The organism is Kangiella taiwanensis (genome assembly GCF_020005165.1).
Classification (GTDB): Bacteria; Pseudomonadota; Gammaproteobacteria; order Enterobacterales; family Kangiellaceae; genus Kangiella; species Kangiella taiwanensis.
This window is the reverse complement of record NZ_JAHCLT010000001.1, coordinates 1,065,907-1,091,362: the sequence shown is the minus strand read 5'-3', so window position 1 is coordinate 1,091,362 and position 25,456 is coordinate 1,065,907. Positions and strand designations below refer to the sequence as shown.

Below are 25,456 nucleotides of genomic sequence, written 5' to 3'. Positions count from 1 at the left end.
TGGCATCATCTGCACATTAAAAGCACCAGCAGTTCCTCAGGCCAGATTATGAAGTTATTGATGTCTACCAGCGTTCTCTACGCTCTTTGTGTTCTAATTTGGGGGAGCACTTGGTTTGCCATTGAATATCAGCTGGATGGCGTTGCACACGAATACTCGACCTTTTACCGATTCGCTCTTGCCGCAGCAATGTTATGGCTCTACTGCATGGTCAAAAAGCTGCCTCTGAAATTTAGTTTAGTACAACACTTATGGCTTCTGTTATTGGGTGTTTGCATGTTCAGCTTGAACTATATGCTGCTGTACCACGCACAAGAGTACCTTAGCTCAGCAATGGCTTCAGTCATCTTTTCATCGGTGCTAATTGTTAATATTATCAACTCTAGGATCTTCTTCAAAACACCGATTACTCCAAGACTCGCCATTGGATCGACCCTAGGGCTTATTGGCATGGTATTTATCTTTTGGGACGAGCTTAGTGATTTTAGTTTTGAAAACACTGCGGTTTTAGGACTCACACTAGCCATTTTAGGCGTACTTGCAGCATCTGTGGGTAATCTCGTTTCAGTCCAAACACAAAAATACGATCTCCCTGTCATACAGATGAACACCTATGGTATGGCTTATGGTGCTCTATTCAGTCTGATAGTGGGCCTAGTTCAAGGCAAAGAAATGACCTATAACTGGTCATTGTCCTATAACGTGAGCTTAGTTTACTTAGCTCTATTCGGTTCTGTGTTTGCTTTCGGGTGTTACTTAACGCTATTGAGACGAATTGGCGTCCACAAGGCTTCTTATGCCGTCGTGCTATTTCCTGCTGTCGCCTTAATTATTTCAACATTATTCGAGGGCTTTCAGTGGACGTGGCCTGTAGCAGTGGGAATTGTATTTATTGCAATTGGTAATACTTTTGTTATCAACCGCAGGGATCTTAAGAAACCTTAAGTCCCTGCCCTGATGTATTGGCTTAGCTGTTCGAGCGGAGCAAAAGAGGCTTCTTACCGCGTACCAGCGTATAAAAACCTAAAGTGATGAGCATCAGCCAAGGTAAGCTCCCCCCGCCGCCACCGCTGGACTGTGGCTCTGATAACGTTAGATTTTGATTAGACACTTTGAGGTTATACGAAGAGTCAGTTCCGCCGGTAATGCCGGCTTGACCGTTTGAGTTTTCGTAATTAGTCCAGGAACCATTATTCCAATCAACACTAGTCGCTGGGTTGGCGTCTAGCTCCAAACCGGCTAAGTCCTGAGCCGCAATATTTATCGTAATATCAGTATTCCCGCTCGTTGAGCTAACAGGAATGTTGGTTGGCAAAGTGAACTCCACTTTAAATGCATCATCGTGATATTGGTTGAAAGTAAAGCCGTCAACACTTTGATTGAGCCAGCTATTATTACCAACATTGATAGCGCGTGTAAAATTACCGCTACCGCCATTACCCGTGATAGTGACGGTAGGTGAAATACTCACCGACTGCCCAGTGTACTGCGAAATATTGCCTGAACTATTGCGTACCCGCATTGGTTTACTGAAGCTAACATATAGGGTATAGGTTTCTCCACCTTGAAGAGTATTGTTAGTCGCAACGTTTAGATTACGACTAGCTCCACCACTCCAACTGGCCAAATAGACATCATTACCACCACTATCAACCAACTGAACCTTGGTTACATAAGCAGGTCCAGCCTGATGGTAAAACATCAATATTTGTGCAGGAGCTAGCTGATTTCGTGTACGCGCGATTTCACTGTCCGGCATAATAAAACCTGAATGACTGGCGCCAGTTCCACCATAAAATGCCCCACCATTGGGCTCACCCGCAAAACCTTGTGGTGGCTCAATCTCTAATGTCCAAGCCGGAATCAAGTCAGTGTAAGCAAAGTAATCAGCTGTGGTAGGAATACCACTGCCGACTTGATCGATGACTGGGAAGTAATTAGCGCCCTGCACTTGTGTTGTACTTTGAAACTTTGCAGCTATGCTATTGGTTATTGTGTTTCTGTTTGCATTATTAGGTTGCGGCACGAAAAGAACTCGCGAAAACGAATGTGTGTCTTGGTAGAAGCGCAAACGATTTCTTGGACCTAACTGAGCAGCAGCTAGCAGCGCTTGGGTTTCTGGCTCGGACTGAGCCGAAGGGCCACCGTATATCAAACTGGTTGCAACGCTGTTATCTGGCTGAACGCCAAAGAATACTGAGCCGTTACGGTTCAGATCAACGCCATTAAGGCGATCTCCTTCTGTTGATAGAACCTCATCCACACTGGGCATATTTTTTCGACGCATACGTCCATCACGAGGCTGGGCAAACTTCTGACTTGGAGTCGAACCTGCGCTGGTGCCAGGCGACTGCGTGACCTGTGTAGGAAAACGTTGAGTTTGCAGAAAACCATCAACGTTCATCACAGGTAAGATAATGATATTGGTATTGTCCAGTAGGTACTGCACCACGCCTTGGTCATCTTTCTGCTCTGTCAGTTGCTCCATCAACTCAGTTACAACTTCTGGACTCTGCCATTCACGAGCGTGAATCGTGCCATTAATCAGAAAAGCAGGCTCTGCTAGGCCATCAGTGGTTTGATTATTGCTATCACCAAATCGATAGACATAGATATCACGATTGTTATGCGTTTGACCAACCACACTGCTCCTGACTTCTGGATGCGTGACCGCCAATGATTGATGTTGGCTGTGCAAACTGTCATAGGTTCTAAAGCCGTCAACCGCCGTCAATGAATCTACCGGTACAGGAACGGGATAGCCAATGGCTAGTTGATTACTCGAGTTTGTATTTTCTGTGTAATTGAGGACCTCAGCTACCGCAGCTCCAGATGAAAAGACTAAAGCTGAGGTTACCATGCAAGCGGTTAATTTACCCATGTCTTTACCTCCGTCTTCATATCGTCAAACTGGATAGAATCATTTTCAAGAATTGTCTTTAATAAGGCTCGTGAATCAGGAGTGTCTACTAACTTCAGTGTCAGTAGGCCATTAGCCACAGCGTGTCGGGAAGATGCTTTCTGTTTTAGGTGGTCGACAACAGCCGAGTAATCAGAACTCTGTTTTAATAGCCTTGAAAGAGCGAGAGCACTACTCGAGCCCAGCTTGTTGTCCGAGAGTTTCGAGTATAAGACCTCCATATTCAGCACGTTTAATGGCAACTTTCCGTACTCAATAAGTGCTTGTGAAGCTAGCTTTGGTTGGTTTAAAGCGTACTCTCTTAACAGCTTTTCACACTCGGTTGCTGAGAAATGCTGCCTCAGTTGGCTCATCACTTGATGTTTAAGCGGTGAATCATACTCTGAGCTAAGTAACGCTGCTGCCGCGGGATAACTTTTATAAGACTCCACTAAAGTCCTAAGCAACACGAAACTAGCTGAATTCATATTATGCTTATAGCCGTCCACCAAAACATCAATGGTCACAGGAGACAAATGACCACGACTCTGATTCAGAACGAGTTTGGCAGCTTCTGTATGAGTTGGTGTTAAAAGGCTAGATTGAGCAAACTGTGCTACGTTTGTATTCAAAACCTTCAAAAGTTCGGGCTTTTTTAAGTAAATGCCTCTCAAAAACAACTTATGTTTGGCAAGAGAAGACACATCAAAAATTGGCACTGCTATAGGTCCTTCTGGGTGTTGTTTATAGGCTAATGCTTGATGCTTTGATGCTTGCTGTAGAAACTCGACCTCATCTTGAGATAACGACTCAGCATCAAGATTGTAGATTTTTCTAGTAAGCAAATACTCATCGACCAAAGGGTCCCCTGCTCCAGACTTTAATGCTGCCAAGTCACGATTCTTTATTCGCTCAATATGAGCATCCGTATAAACCTGCCCAGCTGGCACATCAGAAATCAACAAAGGGCCACTTTCGACTGCATTTGAGCTACTGAATACTGCTAACCCTGCGGCTAAACAGAGTAGCTTCAACCATCTGTTTTTCATCATATTACCCACCCCTACCTATTGCCTGAACCTTAATCTAGTTTACCCAAAAATAACTTAAACGGTATAAAATTTAGACTGCAGAGCAGTGTTTAAGTTTAAGTTAGCTTTTTTGGATCCAAAATTTTCTCTAACTGATTACGCGACAGTGACGTAATTTCAAGTGCCACCTCAAGGATACTTCGCTCTTCTCGCCTAGCCTGATAGACAACTTCAGATGCTTTTTCGTAACCGATTTCAGGCGCCAAAGCGGTTGCTAAAATGGCATTCTTACTCAGCTGTTGCTCCAAGTAGTCAGCGTTAGGCTCAAAGTCTTTTATCGTTCCTGCAATTTGCAGTGATGCTTTTGTGGCTAGAGTTAATGACTGATGCAAGTTATAGGCAATCATTGGTAACATCACATTTAATTGAAAATTACCTGACTGAGCGCCTACAGTAATACTGGTATGGTTTCCCATAATTTGAGCCGCAGCCATAGTCACCGCTTCAGGGATCACTGGATTAACTTTACCGGGCATAATACTGCTCCCTGGTTGAATGGCCTTGAGTTTCACTTCGCCCAAACCACTCACTGGCCCGCTGTTCATCCAGCGCAAATCATTGCTAATTTTCATCAGTGCTGTTGCCAAAGTATTTAATGCACCAGAAGCTGTAACACTAGCATCTTGCCCAGCAATACTCGCGAAAGCGTTTCCTGACTTTTTGTAAGGTAAGCCTGTTTTTGCTTTTAAATTTTTAGCAAACTGGGTGCGAAATTTTGCCGAGCTGTTGATACCAGTGCCGATCGCCGTTCCGCCCTGAGCGAGCTCGCTGACTTGTGGAACGATATTCTTTATATTTTTTAGAGATAACTGAATTTGGTAAGCCCAACCCGACAGTTCTTGTTGCATACTTAACGGCATCGCGTCCATAAGATGCGTGCGACCTGTTTTAATTACTGACTTTAGAGACTTCCCTTTTGCTTTAATGATCGTAACCAAGTTGTTTAAAGCTGGTGTTAAGTGTTTCACTAACTGCTCTGTTGCCATCATGGATATCGCCGTTGGGATCACATCGTTGCTACTTTGCCCCATATTAACGTCATCATTAGGATGAACCTTGGTACGCGAATTTGAAGCTAAGTGCGCAACAACTTCATTCACATTCATATTGGTACTGGTACCCGAACCGGTTTGAAAGACGTCCACAGGAAAGTTGTCGGCAGTTATTAAGCCTTTCTCTAATATCTGCTTGGTCGCTTTAACAATAGCGTTAGACTTTGTTTTAGATAACTCACCCAGCTGATGATTGGTTTCGGCGGCAGTTTGCTTGATCAGAATAACTTGTCGTATGAAGTCCGCTGGTAAGGTTAAGGGGCTGATTTGAAAGTTCTCGACGGCCCGTTGAGTTTGGGCGGCATAAAGGGCATCTTTAGGCACTTTCATTTCGCCCATGCTATCTTTCTCTATTCTGTACTGCTGAGTATTTTTGCTATTCGCTAATGTTTTAGCGGATGGCTTTCTATTAGACAAAGCGACCTCCTTTGGGACTCATAGCTCAGAGGGCCAATAGCCTGATAGCTACTAATAATGTGGTGGCACCTCGTCACTTGGGTTAAAAGGCTTATTCGGTAAATGAGCTTCAATATCTTGAATCTTATCGCCGATAAGGGAGAATTTGCCTTGCATCAAGCGAATGATTTCATCTTGTTTAGTGACGATACGATTCAATTGTTCAATCGTATCGTCCTGAAACGAAAGCTTGGTTTGAAGCTCATCAATTTGATGTTGTAACGATTCCAGTGTGCTCATGGTGTTTTGTTTATGAGGTTATGCTTCCTCAAGTTTTACCATGCGCGTCCCTAAAATAAAAGCGACCACACCGATTGCCAATAAAATTAATACCGGCGTCATCATTTCTGTGTAACTAAAGTTGCGCCAAATTGCACCTTCAAACGCAACGATCGCCCACTTTACGGGACTAAAGTTGCTGATGGCCTGCATCCAGCCCGGCATTACAAACAATGGAATCATAGCACCACCAATCATCCCCATCATGACTAAGAAGGCATTGGTAATACCAGCTACGGAGCGCTCTGTTTTCGCTAACGAAGCGAAGAACATCATTAAGCCGACAAAACATACTCCTGAGGCCACAGCGGCTAACACTAATTTAGGTAAATTAAACCGGACGCCCAGAATGAAATAGGCCACTAAGAACAATAAAGTGACCACAGCAATTTGTGCCATAAAGCAACCGAGGGCTTTACCTGCGACAATTTGTGTACGACTAATTGGCGCAACGATTAAGCGATTCATGGTTCCTAGCGTTTTTTCTTGCACGAGACTGATAGCAAAACCTATAACACACCCCATGATTGCCCAAATAACACCCTGTGGGATCGTGATAGAAAATGCATTTTTAGGTCCAGAACGCTGAACCACCTCTTCCTGCTTGGTCACCTTCAATGGCATCATCGGATTAGCTTCACCATCCCCACCAAAGGTAAATTCTGAATTATCCCCTAACTCTTGCTCAGTCAGCTGCTTCATTTTAGGCAGGTAATCCCCCAGCAAAGACTTCCACTCAGCAGGAATGTCATCACTTTGTTGAATTTCAGCCATTGAAGTATCTAATTGTTCAATCATCGCAGAAGGATCGGAGAACGCTTGCTCAAAGCGATTAATACCAAGCTTCATCAATGAGCCTTCAAGATAACCCGCCTCAGCGGTTCGTGAAGGGTCAATACCGACGAGTACCTCTGGAGGACTTCCAGAAAAGACACCTTTGTAATCTTCGCCAAAACCTTTAGGCAAAATAAAGTAGGCCACGCGCTTTCCACGGCGAACCAAATCTTTTGCTTTCTCTTCAGTAGCCAAAGTTACGGTGAACTCATCGGCATCTTCAATGCTTTTTACAAACTGTTGAGACTGCTCTGTTTGGTCCAAGTCCACAACAGCAACTTTCAAAGCTTTTGAGCCTCCACCGTCGCCGGAGAAAATAGAACCGAATATAAAAGCAAATATGAGAGGAAAAACAAAAGTAAAGAATACAGCCATCTTATCCCGAAATAGCAACTTAATATCTTTTTTCATCAAAGCTACAATTTTTTTCATATCGCTACTCCCTTTAATCCCTTAATTGACGGCCAGTTAGATTTAAGAATACAGCTTCAAGATCCGGTCTATTAACCGAGATATCATAAACCTTGTCACTCGATTGTAGCGCTTGGATAAGATCATTTGAGACATCGTTAGATTTAAATTCTTTAACACCTTGATCTGAGCTGATACTAATCTGCGTTTCACCACCATGTTGATTTAACAACTCCCCGACAGTGCCTAACGCTAATAACTGTCCATGATCAATGATCCCGACTTGATCACATAGTTTTTGAGCTTCTTCCATGTAGTGAGTGGTATAGATAATCGTTTTTCCGAGCTCCTTCAATTCCAAAACGCTATCAAACAGTTTATTTCGCGACTGAGGATCAACACCTGCCGTTGGCTCATCCATAAAAATATAGTCGGGGTCATGCAGTAATGAAGCTGCTAGATTCAACCGACGTTTCATGCCTCCTGAAAAACCAGAAACGCGATCGCCAGCTCGATCTTTCAACCCAACGAAGTCCAAAGCCCACTCCATTCTTGACTCCAATTGGTTCTTAGGAATGTCGTAAAGCGACGCGAAGAATGACAAATTATCGGTCGCTGTCAGCTCTTCATATAAAGCGATACTTTGAGGGATTAATCCAATTTTATAACGAGCCTCTTTAGACTGTGGGTTTAAACCCGATAAATTGACTGAACCTGAGTCAGCATCAATTAACCCTGTCATCATAGAAATACTGGTACTTTTACCAGCACCGTTTGGACCCAGCAAACCGAATATCTGCCCTGGATGTATTTCTAATGATACATCTCTGACAGCATGAATATTACCAAACCGTTTATTTAAAGACTCTACTTGAATCATTCCTTCCCCTCGTGAGTTATTTTCCAACATCTAATCTACATTAGATGCTGGAAAAAAGGAAAAGGTTTAGCTGGTTAAAAGAAAAGAGAAAAAATTAAAGGCAGCAGCGCTTGGCTTTAAGGCCACTGCCACAGGGACAAGGCTGGTTTCGATTAATTTTTTGCGACGTTTTAGGCTGGAATTGACCATCTGTATACAGCCAGTAACCATTCTCTAATACAAAATTTGAAACTTCGTGGAGAGTATGGAGCTTGTCTTTATCGATAAAATTGGCTTTGAACTCGACAACTCCAGAAGTACCCTGTGCAGAACTTTGCACTACCTGCAATCCACACCAATGAGTTGATTTTGCGCTTTGGGTAAACTCATCCGGCGTAACACCACCACGGTAGTCAGGATGATGAGTATCGTGAATGTATTGACCTAAAGCAAAATAATAAGCGCTGTATCGTGATCGCATGAGTTGCTCAGGATGTGATGCAACCTCTTTCCCTAAATGCAATGGCTGACAACACTCCTCATACTTTAGAGCAGTGTTGTTGCTGGTTTTGCCGCAGGGGCATGGTGCGCCATTCATAATAACTCAAACCTTAATCAGTAAGTCGTCCCAGTCAGGGTTGCAAGACTCAATAAGCTCTATCTTCCACTGTCTTCGCCAAGCTTTTAATTGTTTTTCGCGATAAAGGCACTCTTTTATATCGCTGCTTGATTCAAAATATACTAATCGCTTCACTCTATATTTTTTTGTGAAACCTTCAACAAGTCCGTTCTGATGTTGATAAACTCGATTTTGTAGATTTCCTGTGACCCCAATATAAATCACGCCTCTTTTCCTTGAAGCCATAATATAAACATAGTATTCCCTCATGCTAAAACTCCCTTCCCCTATCTTATGAGATCCTGAGTCAAGCTCAGGATGACAAGACTCCCTTATGCGATGGAGGTATGTCATCCTGACGAAAGTCAGGATCTACTCCTTACAAGCCACTACTGCTCTGGCAACTCGCAGTAACCAAACATACAACGAGCTTTGATCTCTTCGCGAATTTCTTCAGGCAGCTGCTGCTCCCAGTCACCTTGCCCTAAAGGAATCTTTGTCGCGATATGGCGCGCTGATATATGCAAGTTTTCGTCATTCCAATTCTCTACTGGAACTAAGAGCTTATTGTGGGTCAGGTGACGTAGCAGATACTTAGCGTTGTCTTCTACTTCAACATTATCCAGCGTGATCAAAGTGTTTTCGCGTCGCGTCGGGTAGACATAGACGTTGGTATTGCCTGAAAATAGCTTACCCATCGCTTCTAAGATGCCACCTTCAAGACCTTTATAGTACTTAGCATCAAACAGCTGATCGAAATCTAAAATACTTAACACGATCCCGATACGGTTTTGTGTGTAGCGACGCATCCAAGAACGCAATCTAAAGAAGCGGAGATAGTCTGAGATGAGGACGTTATAGCCGAGTTTGTTGAGCAAATCGACTCGCGCTAAAAAGTCTGCATCTTCAGTTTCAACATCACTGTCCAACTCGGCCATGGTGATTTCGGCAACGGTGCAAACTTTGTCGCTTTGAACACCCTCTTCTTCTAAAAACTGCTTCATAGCAGCTTCCGTCATATCGACATGAACCTTAGTTGGCGGTTTAAACGAACCACGAATAACAAGTACGTCTTTTTTACGAAGTAAACTCATAGGCACTTCTGAATCGCCTTTGGCATCGAACATAACTGCACGACAACACCAAGAACGCACTAGGTGTAAATTCATTAAGCGATTTTCAACCTGATCAAACTTGTGACCAGAGAAGTGAATCAAGTCAATCTCAATGCGCTTTTGACCAAATGGATTGATCAAGTTGTCCAGCAACGACTCAATAAATACTTTGGGGGCGGAATGATAATTAAATGCACCATAGACAACGTTAACACCTAGAATACCCAGCGCCTCTGACTGCTCACGATTGGTTTCATCTAACATTCGAACGTGCATGAGAATTTCACTGGGTGGCGCACCGGGCTCTAACTGTAAACGTATACCAATCCAGCCATGACACTCGTTCTTTTGGCTGTAGCTTTTCGCTGTGACGGTTGCGGCATAGCTAAAGTACAAGGTTTCTTGTGAGCGAACCGCATCCAAACGCTTATGCAATAGATCATATTCATAATCCAGCATTTGCTCCAAGCGCTCACGGCTAACATAGCGACCTGCTTTACCGTAGATATCATCGCTAACCTGCATATCGTATGCTGACATGGTTTTTGCGACTGTACCCGCAGCTGCGCCCGCCGAGAAAAATTGCCTTGCGACCTCTTGCCCGGCACCGATTTCAACAAAAGTACCGTACTGTTGGTTATTTAAGTTAACCGCGAGAGCTTTTTGCTCGGTTGTTAAGGTTTTATCGTGTTCTACCACAGTTATTCCTTATCAGTATTCACTTTGAAGTGCTTTATCAGCTCTTTGATAAATTGTGCCATAGTTTGTGTCATCAACACAAAATCAGCGTCGAAGCGCGCTAAGCGCTCTTGTGAGTCAATATCGTCATTTTCCTTGAGCAACTCGTCATCAAACTTAATGCTTTTCAATAACAAGTCACTGGTTAATACTGCACTAAACTCATCCGCGCGTCGAATCCCCAGCTTTTGAACCCAGTAACCATCATCCAGCAATTCTTGTACCAACCCTAGATCTTGCTCACCTTTAATTTTCACCACGCGGTCATCTTTGGGATCTTGAAGATCAAACTGTCCCGTCATCTCGATACCGTCAGGTAAATCGCCTAATACCCATTGATTCATGATAGCGCCTGGACTCTCTTCACCCATCAGGCGCACAGCCCCAAGCGATCCTAGCGACTCAATTAATAGTTCTATGAAGGCATCTGCAGCGCTGGCACTGCCGGCGTTAACCACAAGTAGCTCATGACGTGTATCAATATAGCCATAAATATGGCTCGACTTCGTTAAGGCTTTGGGTTTAAGCAAGCTTAAAATATCGTCTTTCAAGGTCGCTTTTTCTTTGCCGTAGACTTTTCTCCCTTCAGCGTCTTCGATTTGTGCGACGCGGTCTTCTAAGGCTTCCTTTACCATACTGGCTGGAATCACTTTCTGCTCCTTGCGCATCGATAACAAGTAAGCACCGTTAGCACCATAAACCAATGACTCATAGCCTCGGCCCAACGGAGAAACCCATCCAAAAGCGTCGGTTTCCTGCCGTCCTATTTCTTTAAATGACTGATTTTGAAGAAGTTCTTGAAGTGACTCTTGAGAGTGCTCGAAGTCTGAGCTGAGATAATAAATAAAACAATTTTTAAACCACATAACGCTGAGTCGATTGGAGTTGAGAGGGGCTATTATGCCAAAACCTTGGTCTGTGACCAGTCATCTTTTACTGTTTTTACATTAAACTAAAGAATTCACGCTACAAGCGCTTTAAATCCTCGCTTTCGCCCCCATTAGTACACCTTAGACACAATATTGGAGACAACATGTCAACTACTGACTTTTCTACAACTGAAGCAAAAGCTTCATACGGTATTGGCCTTCAAATGGGCCAACAGGTAAGCGGCGCATTCCCAGGCGTTACCATTGATGCAGTCATCGCCGGCATCCAAGACGCTTTCGCAGGCAACGAATCACAAGTTTCGAATGAAGACCTAAACGCGGCCTTCCAAGAAATCCAAAAAATAGTTGAAGAAGAAAACGCTAAGAAAGCAAAAGAATTTGCTGCCGAAGGCGAAGCTTTCCTTGCTGAAAACGCGAAGCGTGATGAAGTAACAGTACTTGATAGTGGCCTTCAATACGAAGTGATCACAGAAGGCTCTGGCGAAGTTCCTACTGCTGACTCTACGGTAAAAACTCACTATGCCGGCACATTGGTTAATGGTCAAGAGTTCGACAGCTCGTATAAGCGCGGCGAACCAGCCGAGTTCCCTGTTGGCGGCGTAATTGCTGGTTGGACTGAAGCACTTCAAAAAATGCCTGTTGGCTCTAAGTGGAAACTTTATGTTCCATATAACCTTGCTTATGGTGAGCGTGGCGCTGGCGGCGCTATCGGCCCTTACCAAGCATTAGTTTTCGAGATTGAATTATTAGACATCGTCGCTTAATAATTTTCTTCGAACGTAAAAAAGGTGAGCACTTGCTCACCTTTTTTTGTTTAGTATCTCAAACTATCTACACTGAACCGGTCGATACTTTTCTGCGACAGTACCGCCAGTACAATCCCAGTAACTAATTCGGTCGCCATCAAACATCGGGACATAGACCAAAGTCTGGGGACCATAACCCAAGCGTTCATTCTTGAAGAACATGGTAATCACACCATCATTGACCACAATCTTCTCAATCAATGAGTTTTCGTATTCTTCTGCTGCTTGAATACTTTCATAGCCATTGTCCAAATCCTCAACCTTAGCACCCAGCATCAAAGCCTGCGTAATTTGCACCTTCACAGCTTCAGCGGCATAAGTCGCAGCAGACATTTGAGCTCTTACGGTATAGTCTTGATAAGCCGGTATTGCAACAGCGGCCAAGATACCGATAACCGCAATTGAGCTAGTTGAGCCAAGACCGTGTAGTAGGTCAGTGCCACCATTCTCAAACGCAAACTCCAAACCTAAGATGCTCTTGTCTGAACGTAAGCCAAAACTGATCGCACCTTTTTCAGGGAACCCTAGCTGATTAGCCGTAGGGAAAGACAGTAAATCTACATCCGCACCCGTCAAATCCGATAGAATCATTAACAACTCAAGGTAATAGTGGTAACTGCTTCGTGATAAGCCGTCAACTGATGACGAGAATCCAAGCAAAGTCCCTTCTGGATTATAACCCTGTTGGCTTTTTAGCCAGTCACCAATAGACGTGTCGGCACCGCGCTCCTGCCTCTCCAATAGTAGCTGTGGAACAGATGCAAAAATCACCTGGCCTCCCTCAACTACCCAAAAAATGTTTTCGTGATAGTTTTTCATTAAAGCAACAGGGAGTTTTGACTCTCCATTCGACTGACTATCAAAATCATTAGCTCCGCCAAGAGCTGCTATCGACAGGTGGTGTATTTCCGTTGAATTTTTAGAATACGTTTTGTATTCGACTTCTACTGATTCTCGAGCTTTCTTAAGCAAAGCATCTATGCTGCCTTCGTTATAACTAACGGCTGCAAACATACCAACCTTGTCACTGAAAAAGGTCACTTCTGGCCCAAAGGTATTGAGTAATGTCTCTAAACTCAACCCAATCTCTTTTTCCATGCCGGTATTGATATCCTGCCAAGACTGCACATCTTCTACTCCAGCCTCATAGAGCTTAGTGATAAGTTTTTCACTTTGCTCAGCGGTTGGAATCGAAATAACAGAAGCCCATTTTGGTGTACCAACCGATTTAACATTAATAGTATTGCTGACAGCTGGAAGGTAACGGTTCTGATCGTCAATCGGCATATCCAGCAGTAGCTTTAAACGCGTCTTACCGCCACTGACGCCGTAACCGAACGCAACACCTTCCGCTTTATCAAAGCCAAGCTCTTTTAGCTTTGCTAGTTGCTGTGGCTGCATGCCCATTTGCATAAACGGCAGGGCATTCTTCGGACTTGCCCAGAAGAATAAACCTTCATGGCTGGAATCTATGTCCCCTTCTAGCTTTAGCATTTCATGTTTTTGATTTGGCTTGATAGTCGAGGCGGCATTCTCAAGGCTAGTCACAGACGTTCCCATGCCGCTAATTAACAACAACTGTTGCTCACTCGAGTTATAACGGTAATACACCGCAGCGCCTCTACCAAAGCTCACGATGCCTTTGGCTTCGCCTTCTTGGGGCATCACGTTAGCATTCGGTATATTTTTTACCAGCTCAGAAAAACCCGCATTGAAGCTTTTGTCATCGCTATAATCTAAACGCGTCCCCACAAATACTACTGGCTGGCCATTTTGACTAACGAATGCCAGTTCCACGGGCCCTTTGGTATGCTCCACATAAAACTGCGCTAAAGGCTTAACCTCATCCCCTAGATGGCTAATGATATTGTCATGCACCCCTTTCTGGATCTGCTTAACAGCTTTCACGTGATGTTCGTTACCAAGAGCATACTTGAAGCTATCGTCTTTAGCTGAAAAGCCCGCCCAAGGGTTAGGCACTCGCGCGTAAGCCACGGTGTTTTCGGGCAAAGCACTATATAACCAAGCACTCTGAGTTAATTTCTCGACATCAAAACTTGGCTTCGCTGTACTTTTTTTCTCTGAGTCTGAGCACCCAGTAAGAATCAATCCCCAAACAAGCGAAGCGACCAACACTTTCTTAAGCGATAAACCGCCAGTAAACAATGTATTCATGGAATCCTCTGTATCTTTTTTATATAACGTCCTTTAGGGAAGGCCCCTGCAAAATCATCGCTCAGTGTATTACGGTCCGTTATTTTTCTCAATTAACACAAAGCCAATACGGGTTTTAAATTCACATAATATTCAGGCCGATGGGTTAGTATTCATATTTTGATACAGGATATATTTGCTAAATAACTGTTAATTGCCTAGGTTATAGTCACATTCACAAGAGGATCAACATTTGAAGTCCCCAACAAGAATTATCATTATCGCGCTGGCACTTTTTTCCCTACAGGGCTGTGGCTTTCAGTTTTGGTATAACCGTATTGCTTGGCTATCGACTTGGTACGCGGATGATTACGTCACTTTAAGCTCCGAACAAGAAGAACGTATCGAAGCGCTGGTAGAAAAGCACGCCTATTGGCACCGCACCACTCAATTACCCCGCTATAACCAGTTTATTGATGACGTTACTGCAGATCTAAGAAACAGAACAGTCCCCGAAAACTACGATGCCTACGGTGATCGATTACTCAATTTCTACCACACCATCCTCGATAGAGCACTTGACGATATGATCGCTGAACTCGCTCAGTTAAACGATGAGCAAGTTGATGAGTTGATGAAAAACATCAGCGCATCTGCCAAAAAGCAGTCCGAAGAATATTTTGAAGAATCACCAGAGGAACGTTTAGACAATGCTATTGATAGCTCAATAGAAGGTTTTGAAGAATGGTTTGACGATCTGACTGATGAGCAGGAAGCGCTAATCACTGAGATGACTCGGAGCATGAAGCCTACCGGTGAATTACGCTTTGAATACTTGAAGCAATGGCGAGAAGCATTCTCTTTAGCTTTAAAAGAACGTCAGTCTAAGTCAGGTCAAAAAGCACTGCGTAGCTTACTTCGCAATCCACGACAGCTGCGCTCCCCCGAGCTCGTAAAGCGTTCTGAGACCAATGATAGTCTTCGAAAGGATTATCAACTTAAACTCTTCAACACCTTGTCCGATGAACAAATTGAACACTTCGTTGAGTACCTTGATAATTATCGCGAAGACTTTAAGGATTTAATCAAAGACGCGGATTAAACCAGAGCTTTGAAATAGACATAACCTAAACTGATAGCGATGGCCAAACCAAAGCTGATCAAGGTTCCAATCAAGATGTATTCGGTTAAACGGCGGTCATGAGCTTCTTTCAGATCGCCAAATCGAAAGACTGATTTCGCGGCAAGAAGAAAACCAACCCCTTCCCAGTGGTTAGTCACGATAAACACGAAAATAAACAACCGCTCTAAAAAGCCTATATAACTTCCAGCATTCGCCAATGAATGGTTAGTTTTTCCAGGATCATCGACATTCAGCGGCGTCCAACGTGAAATGAGCACCTTGATAACGATAGACGATACTCTGGTCAGCAATAACAGAGCAATCGCCAGTAACCATAACTGCTCTAGGTTAAAAGATACTTGATATAGGTCTGGGAAGTAATAGCCGACTACTGCAAAAATAATGGTGATATGTAGTAATTGGTCAATGATGAATAAGCTACGACGGTTAAAGAATAACGATTTATCCTGTACCACAGAACGATGACAAATCGATTTCAAGCCATCAATCAGGTAATGCGATACCACCAAAATCAACCAACCCAGCCAGTATTGTGGCGCAAAAGCAAAAGCCATAGCGTATAACAGCGCATGAACCAAGGAGTGCCAGATCAGCTTTTTCGAGACAAAAGCTTTCTGCTCCTTATCCTTAATCCAAGAAAGTGGTTGGATTAGAAAGTCAGCGACTAAATGTGCCATCAATAATTTTAATAATAATATGGTCATGACCTACCCTGTATTCGTTTTCATCTCGCTTCGCGGCTATAATCTTTTTAATATCGCTTCGCGATAATAGCGCTCCACATCCTTTATCGCGTCGAAGCCTGCGCGCGACAGGCGCTCACTGACCCGACTTTGAGGAATAGACAGTAGCGCGGCTATTTCTTTTTGTGTTGCTTGCGGGTGCTCTAAGCTCGCGGCAACTACGTCAGCGCTGGTTTCAGGCCAATCATCGATTGTTAACAACGCTAATTTGATCAACAGGTTAATCGCTTTATCGACATCTTGCCAAGGAGTTTTTACAGCCAGTGTTTGTTTTTTGAGAGAATCGAACTTTCGTCCCGAATAAACGAAGGCTTCGCCATTCGATTGCAACACTTGATCAGCATGGTGCTCTAGGGTGCCGACCCCGATCGCCATTCGCACATCCAAATCTTTTAAGCGTTTAATTACGGCTTTTAGATGCAGAGCCACGCGGAAAGCATCTTCTGGTTGGTACACTATCAACTGAAAACTATCGCCTCGATATACCTGCCAGTCTTTGGGGCTACCACCATACCGTGATAAGTAGTCTTTCAACACTGAAAGCCACTCAAGGCTCTGCTCACTCTGTTGCGAGTTAACGATATCGCCTGTAATAACGGCTACTTGAGGAAGCTCTTTCTCAAAGTGACCGGCTTGATTATTCATAAACTTGGCCTCGGTAAATATACGCTAATTTACGTATATGAGCAAATATACGCTTTTTTACGTATAATATCAAGTATACGCTAATTTCCGTATAACCCCCTTAAGGCAACGCGCTTCCATCAAATTGATCAAAATCTATGCCAAGAATGTGCGCTAAGGTTGGTGCAATATCAGTAGTACTAACGCTTTCCGTAACATGCGCTGGCTTCAGTCCCCCGCCAATAAAGGCAATCGGTACATGCTGATCGTACTTATGGATAGAGCCATGAGTTGTTCCAAGACTGCGGTTGGCAAGATAGTTTTCTTTATAGATCCAATAAATATCACTTGAGCGAGGCTGGTAATAAGCTTTAGCAACGTATCCAGAGACTTCATCTTGCGACGTATCAAGTTCGTCACCAATCACCACTCGCTCAATATAATCAAGCTTCTCTACTTCCTCCGCAAAACGACGCTTCTGCTGAGGAGTTAACTTAAGATGAAAGAAAGGATACGACTCCTCTTTAAACTCAATTAGCGGCTCATCGAAACCAAACTCAAAACGGAGGTTAGACTCTATCGCAGCGATATCATCAAGAAGTGTCATTGTCGGAATACGACGAGCATCCGTACCTTGCTGTGCCAAATATTCAGGTAATGGTTGTACCCCATGATCCGCAGATAGTGCGATCACGACATCTTGTCCAAATTGCCGTGTTAATGTCTCAAAAAACTGTCCCAAGGACTGATCCAAACGGAGCATATGGTCCAAAGCTTCCTGACTATATGGCCCCCATGTATGCCCAATATAGTCAGTTGCAGACAAACCAATCGCCAACAAGTCCGGGGCATCATCCAGCCCTAAATCTTGCGAATCAATAATGTATTCTGCAGCATCTAAAATATACTGATCAGCAAAAGGTGTTCGTTTGACCATAGAGTAAAAGTAGCGGTCATCGCTTGACTTAGTCGCCAATTGATAGGGGAAGTTTTTGTTTCCTACAAGCTTCTCACCAGCAAATAAATCCTGACGGGAATACTGAAGATAGAACGACTCGGCCTTTAATCGACGCCAAGCTTTGGGGTTAAACTTGTCAACAGGACTAGCCAAGTTATAAGACTGAATAAAATCTGGCAACGTTTCTTCATAATAACTGGATGTCACAAGTTGCCCAACTGACGACTCATACCAATAAACACCGTCGGCCTTTTTACCCGCCATTAAAATACCTGAGCGGTCTTTCCCCGATACTGCGAAGACTTTAGCGTCTGGGTTTGAGTCTTTTAGTAAATCACCTAATGTCGGAACCAAAAGATTTTTGGGCGACACGCCGGTTTCATCTAGCGCCCCATCGGAACCAATCACTCGACTATGATGGTCTTCGACACAATAGAGCTTTTCTTCAGCTTCACGATCGTAGAAATAGTTGCCCGTAATACCCGTTTTTGCTGGGTATACCCCAGTAAGTAAGACTGAGTGCCCTGGGCCGGTTAAAGTTGCGGCATGGTCGTGGTAAGCATTGGTGTAAAAACGACTATCCTCCCAAATGGTTTTAAAGCCACCGGTATAATGTTCCTGATAACGCTCCAATAAATCTCGATGCCACTGGTCAATCGAGATAAACACCACTAGCTTCGGTTGGTTTACTTGGTGAGGGTTGCGAGTATTAGAAAAGCAAGACTGAAGCGAAATGAACGCTACTAAAATGACAAAAATGGTACGCATGATCACTGGAAATCTTAGAGGGTGACCAAACAATAGCACAAACGTTTTACAACATCAGCAACCTTAGTATAACTCAGGCTTGCACTAGTCAGGGAGCTAGCTTTTCACCTTCATCTGTACACTTAACACATCACAAGGTGCACCATGCAGTACACCATTTGCTGTTGAGCCTAGTAATAGCTCCCAACCATTTTGCCCATGGGTACCGATAACAATTAAATCGCACTGATGATCTGATGCGAACTTTTTAATGACCCGAGACGGTTTACCGACTTCAATGTGCTGCTTACTTTCAGAAATATTGAAGTGCTTTCCTAGCTCTTTTAAGCGCTTTTTCTTGGCTTTAAGCGCTTCTTGCTCTAGGTCTTCCGTATTAACCACCACTGCACCGAACGGAGCGCCAGCCCAAAGACCTGCATCAATCGGTTCAGCGACGTGCAATAATTCAATCACGCCACCGTCTTCAAGAACGCTTTGTGCTTTTTTGATGACCTTTTTACTTTCTTTACGTAAATCGACCGCAACAACGATATGGTGAAATAATGACATAATTAACTCCTTGGTTAATAAAGCCTCTTTCTAAACTTTATCATAGGCATTTTGGGAAATCTCCTAACCTTAAGACTTTAAGGGACAGTGTCGCACGGGCAAAAAAAACGCCCAATCAAGGGCGTTTTTTAAATGCGTTGTGGCTATTGGGCAAACTCATCAAGAGCGTCACCTGTTAAACGATAGCCTAACCACTCTTTCTGTGGCTTTGCACCAATCGAGTCGTAGAAGTTGATCGCAGGTTCATTCCAGTCTAAAACCGACCAATCTAAGCGTTTACAGTCGTTCTCTACCGCAATTTCTGCAAGACGCTTTAACAAGCCCATTCCGATTTTTTTGCCACGGAACTCAGGCTTAACAAACAGGTCTTCAAGATAGATACCATGCTTACCCAAGAACGTTGAATAGCTGTAAAAATACAGTGCGAAACCAGCCGCTTGGCCATCACTCTCAGCAATTAAACAGTATGCTTTAGGCTGATCTGCAAAGACGGTAGACTCGATATCCTGAACCGTCGCCACGACGTCATCTGACATTTTCTCGTAGTCAGCCAGATCTTTAATGAACTCTAGAATCAGCGGCGCGTCTGAACGCACCGCTTCTCTAATCACAAAGTTACTCATTAACTTTTATACTTCTTAAATTCATTGCTGTACCACTCGAATTGATTGGCAGTTTGCTCACCAACCGTGGTCATTTTACTGACAATGTATATCGTCAATGCTGCAATGATAAAGCCAGGGAGTAGCTCATACAGGCCAAATAACGCGATATCGGTATTATTGCCGATATAGTCCCAAATTAGGACTGAAGCACCACCAGCGATGATACCGGCTAAAGCGCCTTGACGTGTCATGTGCTTCCACAGTAGCGACATAATAATCACAGGTCCGAAAGCAGCACCGAAACCAGCCCATGCTTGGCCTACAAGATTAAGGACGTTCTTGCTACCGCTCATGGCAACGCCAATACCGATACCCGCAACCAGAATCACGACAAAGCGGTTAACCCAAACCAGCTCTTTCTCAGAAGCGTTTGGACGCATGTGTGGTTTGTAGATATCTTCAGTGACCGAGCTTGAAACGGCTAGAAGCTGTGAATCAATGGTACTCATCACTGCCGCCATAATCGCTGCTAACAGGAAGCCCGCTAACCATGGATTAAATAGTGCTTGCGTGAGCAATAAGAAAACTTTCTCGGCGCCCTGCGAAGTATTTAACTCAGCGACTTCTTCTGGCGTCAGTAACTTGTATTCGCTTGCTGTGAAATCACCGCCAAAATAAGCAATACCGGCGAAACCGATAAATACCGCACCAAGGACACAAATCGCCATCCACGTCATACCAATGCGACGCGCTTGTGGCACAGTGTTAACGCTCTTAATCGCCATGAAACGTGCCAAGATGTGTGGCTGGCCAAAGTAACCCAAGCCCCACGCCATTAGCGATAGGAAGGTGATCCACTTAAAGGCATTGTTTTCATCAAACAAGCCAGCAGTAAAGCTCGCTAGGTTTTCTTTGCCAAGGTTCTCACCCGTCGCTTTAACACCTTCAACGATACCCGTCAGACCATTGTATTCAACGAGTAAGACAATAGGTGCCACCACGAGTGAAATCGCAATGATTAAGCCTTGGAAGAAATCTGTCCAGCTTACTGCCAAGAAACCGCCTAGGAAGGTATAAGAAATAATCACGATAGTGCTGACGAGCAATGCCGTGTTGTAATCGTAGCCGAAGCTTGATTCAAACAGCTTGCTACCTGCAACAAGGCCCGAGCCGATGTAATAACCGTAGAACACGATCATGACGATAACCGCAGCAATACGTAGCCACTTGCCGCCATCGTGGAATCGACCCGCAAAATAATCAGGAAGGGTTAAAGCATTGTCCGCAATTTCTGTGTAAGAACGCAGACGGCCAGCGATGAACTTCCAGTTGATATAAGCACCAATGACGAGGAACAATGCTAACCAAGATTCAGACAAGCCAGAAAAATAGATAGCGCCAGGGAGGCCCATCAAGATCCAACCACTCATGTCAGATGCACCAGCACTTAGTGCCGTTACCGCGCCGCCTAGGCCACGGCCACCCAACATATAATCGCTGGAATCATTCGTTCTTTTATAGGCCCAAATACCGATGGCCAACATGAAAACCAAATAAAGGCCGAAGGCAATCTCAATCGGCCCTATGCTCATCCCCCAAAGCTCAAAAACAGATGTACTACTCGAGTCCATACTACTCCTCTACATTTAAGTTAGTTTGGCCCAGCAACTCTTAATTGAGCATATAATTCAACAACTGACTCTGCGAACTATTCAGCAAAGTATTGCTCAAGATATTCTTCAAAGCTGAGATTTTCACTCTTTTCAATCAACTGTTGATCAATGATTGATTTCTCAGCTTCCTGCGCAAATAAATCCTGTATTCGCGGCTCGACTGCTTGTGATAAAAACTGTTGCTGAGCTTTCGTTGAAAGCTCCATCGTATAGCCAAAATATCCTTTACCACTACGCTTTATAGCGTCGTAGTAGAGGCCCGATAGGGTCTTTGATGGATCGTTAGCCATCTCGATGGCTTCCGACAGTGCTTTCGTGTAAGCACGCGTATGGTTACATTTATCGAGCAAGACTGCAACCGGACGCATTTCTTCGAAAATCTGCAAACTGGCGTCTTTTAAAGGCAAAGAGCGGTTATTTCGCAATAAATTAAGGTCAGGTTTGCGACCATAGTAAACCACTCGGCGGAAGTTCTCGTCGTTCTCAGCATTTTCACGATCCGATTGATTTTTACTTTCCTGCAATAAACAGAACAGCATGAAGACATCTAAGAAATCGACCTGAGACTGGCTGATCCCCAAGGGATCAAACGGATTCAAATCTAACGAACGAACTTCAATGTACTGAACACCACCACGGTTTAAAGCTTGTGTCGGACGCTCACCACTATTAATCACACGCTTCGGACGGACTTTAGCGTAGTACTCATTCTCAATTTGCAACAAGTTAGCGTTAAGCTGACGGTACTCGCCATCCACCTTAACCCCTAATTCCTGATAGAACTCGTCAGGGGTTCGAATCGCACGCTCTAACTCAGCTGTATATTCATGCAAGTCGTTGTGACGTATCGAAAATTTCGCTTGAGCATTATTCTGGTAACCTAAGTCACTCATGCGCAGTGACGTCGCATAATCACCGTACATGGTGCCGTCAGGCTCTTCCGTCAAGAAAGCACCACCCTCACCTTTAGTGAAGGACTTACAAATCGCGGGTGACGCACCAAACAAATAAGGCAACAACCAACAATAACGTAAATAGTTACGGATCAGCCCTAAATAATGCTCAGAGATAAAGTCCTGTAAGTCAGAAGAGTCACCATAGAACCGTTGATATGCAGGCCAAAAGTCGTCAGGAAGCGAGAAGTTATAATGCACCCCTGCAATGGTCTGCATGTATCGGCCATACCGATACCCCAGGCCGCGGCGATAAACATGCTTCATCATGCCCACATTCGATGAACCGTATTCCGCCAGAGGCACATCATCTTCCTTGGTCATAATACACGGCATACTGCCCACCCACAGCACCTCATCCTCCATGTGTTGATAAATATAGCGATGAATATCATCTAACCACTGACGAGGGCCTTCGCGACCTTGAGTCACAGGTGTAATCAACTCAGGCAAAGCTTCCGAATAATCGGTCGTAATGTATTGATTGGTTAACGCCGAACCCCACTCTTTAGGGTGTGGACGCTTAGATAAATAGCCATCAGGCGTCACTCGTAGGCTTTCTTTTTCCACACCACGGTTAATCCGCGTCAACGTTTCCGCAGCTTCTGACTCAATAAAGGATAAAGCAGACCTATTTAATTTAGGCTCAAACATAGCTCATAGGCGGGATAGAAAATAGTCCGCTTACTATGCCACAGTGTTTCATAATTTTGAAGATAAGTGTTTGTTATATAATGTATACAGACTATGCATATATTGGAGATTTCTATCGTAGAATGGCATACTTCGCCGTCGGACAGATACTAATAGCATGGAACAACAATGAAATTTCTACTCAAAATTATTCTAATCATTATCATTCTTGGAGTCGTCCTTCTTGGATTGCTGCAAATTGATGACGACTTAACCCCAGAAACAAAAGCCTGGATCGAAAACACGCAAAAAGCCGTCGCCACTGACAATGACGCCTATTTCTACTTTCTAGGGCTGATGGCACCAGAAAATGCAGATCCCATTGAAGTCGGCAAAACAATTCACCAAAAAGTATTGGCACAGCCTATTCCTGAAGTTACAGGAAAGCCTCAGCCAGATAATGACTACTTCGGTATCTACCAAGTTGATAATGGGCTAAGAGTACAACCTAATAGAATTTGCAGGGTGTTTAACGCCATTTGTTTCAATGAGCTTGTTAATAAGAAAGGTAAGATTGAAAAGCTTATTCAGAATAACGCAACGTTACTGACGCGCTATCAAACCTTTTTAGACATGCCTGATTATCAACTTATGCACCCTATCGGTAATTGGCAAAGTATGCCCCGTTACCAACATTTAGTTGAAGCCAACAATATTAACTTAATAGCACTACTAGCAATCGACGACGAAAATCAACTCAATCATCAATTCTCTCAGTTACTTAAACAGACGCGGACAAAGTTAGCACAGTCTGGTTCTTTAATAGAGAAAATGATTTATGTGGCACTGGTAAACCATAACCTAGAGTTTTATAACCTATTGTACATCAACAATATCATCCAAAAACCTCAAAGCTTTACAAAGCTATCTCTAGAGGAAAAAAGTTTAAAAAACGTCATGGGGTACGAAACTTTGTCTGGCTCAGCGATGAGTAATCACTTTGAATTTCCATGGTACTCACTAATTAAAAAAGCCGTCATAAAGAAAAATATGACACTCAATTATCGTTATGAGTTCGTCAGACAGTATAGTGAGTTGAGCCTTCTTCCTCCTCACCAACAATTAGACGCTGACGATACAGAAAAGTATAAGCCATCAGAACTCAGCTTAATGGATAAATACAGAAACTATTCGGGTTGGGTGCTGAACACTGTTGCTGACGCAGCTTATGACGACTATATATTTAGAGTTTCTGATTTAGACGCAAAAATTGCAGTCCTCAACTGGCGATTACAGCAGCCTCATAATGCAGACATAAATCAGTCGTATCTTGAACAGTATGACACAGCAAAACTTAACCCATACAAAACGGGCAGCTTCTTCATTAAAGAAGAGTCGGACAAACAAAGACTCCTCTGCGTACCACTTGAGCAGCATAGAGACCCAAGAAACGTACGATGCGTACAACTATAAAAGGAAATTAATATGAGTAATAAGAACAAACCCTCAATGGCACAAATGTTTGTCGCCTTCCTAATCGCATTTTTTGGCTCAAAAGCCATTTTTCACTTTATGGACTTTAACTACAGTTTATTCAAAGATCCTTTTGATATAGGCAAGCTACTTATCGATATCGGCGTGTTCTTTGGTCTGTTCTTTATCGGTATGATGGTTTACAACTTATTTTCTGCGAGAAAAGCATCATGAACCTTACTAAGAAGGCTTTAAGTATCATTGCCCTTACCCTAACAGCGCCGTTTGCTGCTGAAGCAACCACAGATGACGAACTGTTTATAACAAAAGATTTAGAAAAGTTAGTAGGGACCGCTCAACTCTATACAGAGTTTAAAAATAGCTCATGCGGAGAACTGCTCGATAAAGACTTTCCGAACCTGGTCAAGAAGATACATACTTCGCTTAGAGAAATTGAAACTGAGGTGAAGCCTCAATATCCCAAAGTATGGCAAGAGGTCACAGCTGAAAATAGCAAGATGAATAAACAAGCCAAGAAGTGGATATCACAAAGAATCGAGAAAATCCCTAGCTTAAGCAGCAACCAAGACTTTGGTTGTGGCGTAATCTTTGGAGAATTACTCAGCTTTGGTTACCGGTTTGAGAGGGATCGCGTTAGTTTGATGATCAACCTTAGAAAAGCGTCAGACAATCAATTAGAATCGACTCCTTAGGCAAATAAAAGAAGGAACCCGATATGGAAGCATTAATCAGTTTAATAATTGTAGTTGTCCTACTTGTATTACCACTAAAGTTTGCCGCACAGTTCATCGGCGCCAAAAATACAGGCTTCTTCAACTGTCTTTTCGCCCTAATCGTCTCCGCCCTATTCCAATATGGCGTAAACTACTTCTTCCCAAACTTAGACAATACCTACGGTTGGCTTGTCACCGTGCCTGTCGCAGCCATCGCCTATATGCTCGTTTTAGGCACAAGCTTTATCAAAAGTGTACTGATAGCCATCGTGCAGGTTATCTTAGCTGTGTTATTGACTGCTTTAGTCGCGAGTTTAATGGCGGGAGTATAGGTTAATAGTGGTTTCGCTCTTACAGCGAGTTACTTTCTCTTGTTTGGTCAAGAGAAAGTAACCA

At 43.6% G+C, this 25,456-nt stretch carries 25 protein-coding genes; 7 read left to right on the top strand and 18 right to left on the bottom strand.

From position 1 onward, the window contains the following. Positions 1-48 precede the first annotated feature (48 nt). The gene (locus KFK88_RS05150) at positions 49-945 is read left to right on the top strand and encodes a DMT family transporter (RefSeq protein ID WP_223577577.1); all 897 of its coding nucleotides are present in this window, start codon (positions 49-51) and stop codon (positions 943-945) included. A 22-nt stretch (positions 946-967) separates the two neighbouring features. On the opposite strand, the gene KFK88_RS05145 is transcribed toward KFK88_RS05150, so the two are convergent. The 10 genes from KFK88_RS05145 to KFK88_RS05100 form a co-directional block, all read right to left on the bottom strand. Continuing rightward, the gene (locus tag KFK88_RS05145) at positions 968-2,881 is read right to left on the bottom strand and encodes a M14 family metallopeptidase (protein ID WP_223577576.1); all 1,914 of its coding nucleotides are present in this window, start codon (positions 2,879-2,881) and stop codon (positions 968-970) included. Further along, a complete protein-coding gene (locus KFK88_RS05140) occupies positions 2,869-3,951 on the bottom strand; it encodes a hypothetical protein (protein WP_223577575.1) in 1,083 nt (360 codons plus the stop codon). Before KFK88_RS05140 ends, KFK88_RS05145 begins: the two co-directional genes overlap by 13 nt. Before the next feature lie 95 nt (positions 3,952-4,046). After that, positions 4,047-5,381, bottom strand: a complete 1,335-nt coding sequence (locus KFK88_RS05135; protein WP_223577674.1) for a class II fumarate hydratase — start codon at positions 5,379-5,381, stop codon at positions 4,047-4,049. A 129-nt stretch (positions 5,382-5,510) separates the two neighbouring features. After that, positions 5,511-5,738: a SlyX family protein gene (locus KFK88_RS05130; RefSeq protein ID WP_223577574.1), complete on the bottom strand. Its 228-nt coding sequence runs from the start codon at positions 5,736-5,738 to the stop codon at positions 5,511-5,513. 18 nt (positions 5,739-5,756) lie between these two features. Continuing rightward, positions 5,757-7,043 carry an ABC transporter permease gene (locus tag KFK88_RS05125; protein ID WP_223577573.1) on the bottom strand — a complete coding sequence of 429 codons (1,287 nt, stop codon included), beginning with the start codon at positions 7,041-7,043 and terminating at the stop codon, positions 5,757-5,759. 13 nt (positions 7,044-7,056) lie between these two features. Next, positions 7,057-7,902, bottom strand: coding sequence for an ABC transporter ATP-binding protein (locus KFK88_RS05120; RefSeq protein ID WP_223577572.1), 846 nt, complete (start codon positions 7,900-7,902; stop codon positions 7,057-7,059). Positions 7,903-7,996: 94 nt separating this feature from the next. After that, the gene (locus KFK88_RS05115; RefSeq protein ID WP_223577571.1) at positions 7,997-8,479 is read right to left on the bottom strand and encodes a YchJ family protein; all 483 of its coding nucleotides are present in this window, start codon (positions 8,477-8,479) and stop codon (positions 7,997-7,999) included. A 6-nt stretch (positions 8,480-8,485) separates the two neighbouring features. Next, positions 8,486-8,770: a GIY-YIG nuclease family protein gene (locus KFK88_RS05110; protein ID WP_263296341.1), complete on the bottom strand. Its 285-nt coding sequence runs from the start codon at positions 8,768-8,770 to the stop codon at positions 8,486-8,488. Positions 8,771-8,889: 119 nt separating this feature from the next. Then, a complete protein-coding gene (locus KFK88_RS05105) occupies positions 8,890-10,314 on the bottom strand; it encodes a TonB-dependent receptor (RefSeq protein ID WP_223577570.1) in 1,425 nt (474 codons plus the stop codon). A gap of 2 nt (positions 10,315-10,316) precedes the next feature. Next, a complete protein-coding gene (locus KFK88_RS05100; RefSeq protein WP_223577569.1) occupies positions 10,317-11,219 on the bottom strand; it encodes a recombination-associated protein RdgC in 903 nt (300 codons plus the stop codon). Positions 11,220-11,386: 167 nt separating this feature from the next. Between KFK88_RS05100 and KFK88_RS05095 the strand changes: the two genes are divergently transcribed. After that, a complete protein-coding gene (locus tag KFK88_RS05095) occupies positions 11,387-12,007 on the top strand; it encodes an FKBP-type peptidyl-prolyl cis-trans isomerase (RefSeq protein ID WP_223577568.1) in 621 nt (206 codons plus the stop codon). A 63-nt stretch (positions 12,008-12,070) separates the two neighbouring features. Here the strand turns inward: KFK88_RS05095 and KFK88_RS11995 are convergent, their stop codons facing one another. Beyond that, positions 12,071-14,224, bottom strand: a complete 2,154-nt coding sequence (locus KFK88_RS11995) for a pilin (RefSeq protein WP_317851539.1) — start codon at positions 14,222-14,224, stop codon at positions 12,071-12,073. A gap of 232 nt (positions 14,225-14,456) precedes the next feature. Between KFK88_RS11995 and KFK88_RS05085 the strand changes: the two genes are divergently transcribed. Continuing rightward, positions 14,457-15,305, top strand: a complete 849-nt coding sequence (locus KFK88_RS05085; protein ID WP_223577567.1) for a DUF6279 family lipoprotein — start codon at positions 14,457-14,459, stop codon at positions 15,303-15,305. On the opposite strand, the gene KFK88_RS05080 is transcribed toward KFK88_RS05085, so the two are convergent. From KFK88_RS05080 to gshA, 7 genes are all read right to left on the bottom strand, one after another. Beyond that, complete coding sequence (locus KFK88_RS05080; protein ID WP_223577566.1) at positions 15,302-16,051, bottom strand: DUF3307 domain-containing protein; 750 nt, start codon at positions 16,049-16,051, stop codon at positions 15,302-15,304. The two genes, KFK88_RS05085 and KFK88_RS05080, sit on opposite strands and share 4 nt — an antisense overlap. Positions 16,052-16,087: 36 nt before the next feature. Beyond that, positions 16,088-16,735 carry a SatD family protein gene (locus KFK88_RS05075; protein ID WP_223577565.1) on the bottom strand — a complete coding sequence of 216 codons (648 nt, stop codon included), beginning with the start codon at positions 16,733-16,735 and terminating at the stop codon, positions 16,088-16,090. Between the two features lie 100 nt (positions 16,736-16,835). Continuing rightward, positions 16,836-18,440: an alkaline phosphatase family protein gene (locus KFK88_RS05070; protein ID WP_223577564.1), complete on the bottom strand. Its 1,605-nt coding sequence runs from the start codon at positions 18,438-18,440 to the stop codon at positions 16,836-16,838. A 96-nt stretch (positions 18,441-18,536) separates the two neighbouring features. Beyond that, a complete protein-coding gene (locus tag KFK88_RS05065) occupies positions 18,537-18,989 on the bottom strand; it encodes a universal stress protein (protein ID WP_223577563.1) in 453 nt (150 codons plus the stop codon). 143 nt (positions 18,990-19,132) lie between these two features. After that, entirely contained in the window at positions 19,133-19,612 is a 480-nt protein-coding gene (locus KFK88_RS05060) for a GNAT family N-acetyltransferase (RefSeq protein WP_223577562.1), read from the bottom strand. Next, complete coding sequence (putP, locus tag KFK88_RS05055) at positions 19,612-21,186, bottom strand: sodium/proline symporter PutP (RefSeq protein ID WP_396326644.1); 1,575 nt, start codon at positions 21,184-21,186, stop codon at positions 19,612-19,614. Before putP ends, KFK88_RS05060 begins: the two co-directional genes overlap by 1 nt. A gap of 116 nt (positions 21,187-21,302) precedes the next feature. Then, a complete protein-coding gene (gene gshA / locus KFK88_RS05050; RefSeq protein WP_223577560.1) occupies positions 21,303-22,874 on the bottom strand; it encodes a glutamate--cysteine ligase in 1,572 nt (523 codons plus the stop codon). A 168-nt stretch (positions 22,875-23,042) separates the two neighbouring features. Between gshA and KFK88_RS05045 the strand changes: the two genes are divergently transcribed. The 4 genes from KFK88_RS05045 to KFK88_RS05030 are packed head-to-tail and all read left to right on the top strand — an operon-like array spanning position 23,043 to position 25,392. Further along, positions 23,043-24,326, top strand: a complete 1,284-nt coding sequence (locus KFK88_RS05045) for a hypothetical protein (RefSeq protein ID WP_223577559.1) — start codon at positions 23,043-23,045, stop codon at positions 24,324-24,326. 12 nt (positions 24,327-24,338) lie between these two features. Continuing rightward, positions 24,339-24,560, top strand: a complete 222-nt coding sequence (locus KFK88_RS05040) for a hypothetical protein (RefSeq protein ID WP_223577558.1) — start codon at positions 24,339-24,341, stop codon at positions 24,558-24,560. After that, entirely contained in the window at positions 24,557-25,039 is a 483-nt protein-coding gene (locus KFK88_RS05035; RefSeq protein ID WP_223577557.1) for a hypothetical protein, read from the top strand. The genes KFK88_RS05040 and KFK88_RS05035 overlap by 4 nt, the downstream gene beginning before the upstream one ends. 23 nt (positions 25,040-25,062) lie before the next feature. Continuing rightward, on the top strand, positions 25,063-25,392 hold the full coding sequence (locus KFK88_RS05030) for a hypothetical protein (protein ID WP_223577556.1): 330 nt from the start codon (positions 25,063-25,065) through the stop codon (positions 25,390-25,392). Positions 25,393-25,456: the final 64 nt, after the last annotated feature.

Bases quoted from the DNA above. Each gene is read 5' to 3' on its own strand.
- KFK88_RS05150 (WP_223577577.1), top strand. From the start codon at position 49: ATGAAGTTATTGATGTCTACCAGCGTTCTCTACGCTCTTTGTGTTCTA.
- KFK88_RS05145 (WP_223577576.1), bottom strand. From the start codon at position 2,881: ATGGGTAAATTAACCGCTTGCATGGTAACCTCAGCTTTAGTCTTTTCA.
- KFK88_RS05140 (WP_223577575.1), bottom strand. From the start codon at position 3,951: ATGATGAAAAACAGATGGTTGAAGCTACTCTGTTTAGCCGCAGGGTTA.
- KFK88_RS05135 (WP_223577674.1), bottom strand. From the start codon at position 5,381: ATGGGCGAAATGAAAGTGCCTAAAGATGCCCTTTATGCCGCCCAAACT.
- KFK88_RS05130 (WP_223577574.1), bottom strand. From the start codon at position 5,738: ATGAGCACACTGGAATCGTTACAACATCAAATTGATGAGCTTCAAACC.
- KFK88_RS05125 (WP_223577573.1), bottom strand. From the start codon at position 7,043: ATGAAAAAAATTGTAGCTTTGATGAAAAAAGATATTAAGTTGCTATTT.
- KFK88_RS05120 (WP_223577572.1), bottom strand. From the start codon at position 7,902: ATGATTCAAGTAGAGTCTTTAAATAAACGGTTTGGTAATATTCATGCT.
- KFK88_RS05115 (WP_223577571.1), bottom strand. From the start codon at position 8,479: ATGAATGGCGCACCATGCCCCTGCGGCAAAACCAGCAACAACACTGCT.
- KFK88_RS05110 (WP_263296341.1), bottom strand. From the start codon at position 8,770: ATGAGGGAATACTATGTTTATATTATGGCTTCAAGGAAAAGAGGCGTG.
- KFK88_RS05100 (WP_223577569.1), bottom strand. From the start codon at position 11,219: ATGTGGTTTAAAAATTGTTTTATTTATTATCTCAGCTCAGACTTCGAG.
- KFK88_RS05095 (WP_223577568.1), top strand. From the start codon at position 11,387: ATGTCAACTACTGACTTTTCTACAACTGAAGCAAAAGCTTCATACGGT.
- KFK88_RS11995 (WP_317851539.1), bottom strand. From the start codon at position 14,224: ATGAATACATTGTTTACTGGCGGTTTATCGCTTAAGAAAGTGTTGGTC.
- KFK88_RS05080 (WP_223577566.1), bottom strand. From the start codon at position 16,051: ATGACCATATTATTATTAAAATTATTGATGGCACATTTAGTCGCTGAC.
- KFK88_RS05075 (WP_223577565.1), bottom strand. From the start codon at position 16,735: ATGAATAATCAAGCCGGTCACTTTGAGAAAGAGCTTCCTCAAGTAGCC.
- KFK88_RS05070 (WP_223577564.1), bottom strand. From the start codon at position 18,440: ATGCGTACCATTTTTGTCATTTTAGTAGCGTTCATTTCGCTTCAGTCT.
- KFK88_RS05065 (WP_223577563.1), bottom strand. From the start codon at position 18,989: ATGTCATTATTTCACCATATCGTTGTTGCGGTCGATTTACGTAAAGAA.
- KFK88_RS05060 (WP_223577562.1), bottom strand. From the start codon at position 19,612: ATGAGTAACTTTGTGATTAGAGAAGCGGTGCGTTCAGACGCGCCGCTG.
- putP (WP_396326644.1), bottom strand. From the start codon at position 21,186: ATGAGCATAGGGCCGATTGAGATTGCCTTCGGCCTTTATTTGGTTTTC.
- gshA (WP_223577560.1), bottom strand. From the start codon at position 22,874: ATGTTTGAGCCTAAATTAAATAGGTCTGCTTTATCCTTTATTGAGTCA.
- KFK88_RS05045 (WP_223577559.1), top strand. From the start codon at position 23,043: ATGAAATTTCTACTCAAAATTATTCTAATCATTATCATTCTTGGAGTC.
- KFK88_RS05040 (WP_223577558.1), top strand. From the start codon at position 24,339: ATGAGTAATAAGAACAAACCCTCAATGGCACAAATGTTTGTCGCCTTC.
- KFK88_RS05035 (WP_223577557.1), top strand. From the start codon at position 24,557: ATGAACCTTACTAAGAAGGCTTTAAGTATCATTGCCCTTACCCTAACA.
- KFK88_RS05030 (WP_223577556.1), top strand. From the start codon at position 25,063: ATGGAAGCATTAATCAGTTTAATAATTGTAGTTGTCCTACTTGTATTA.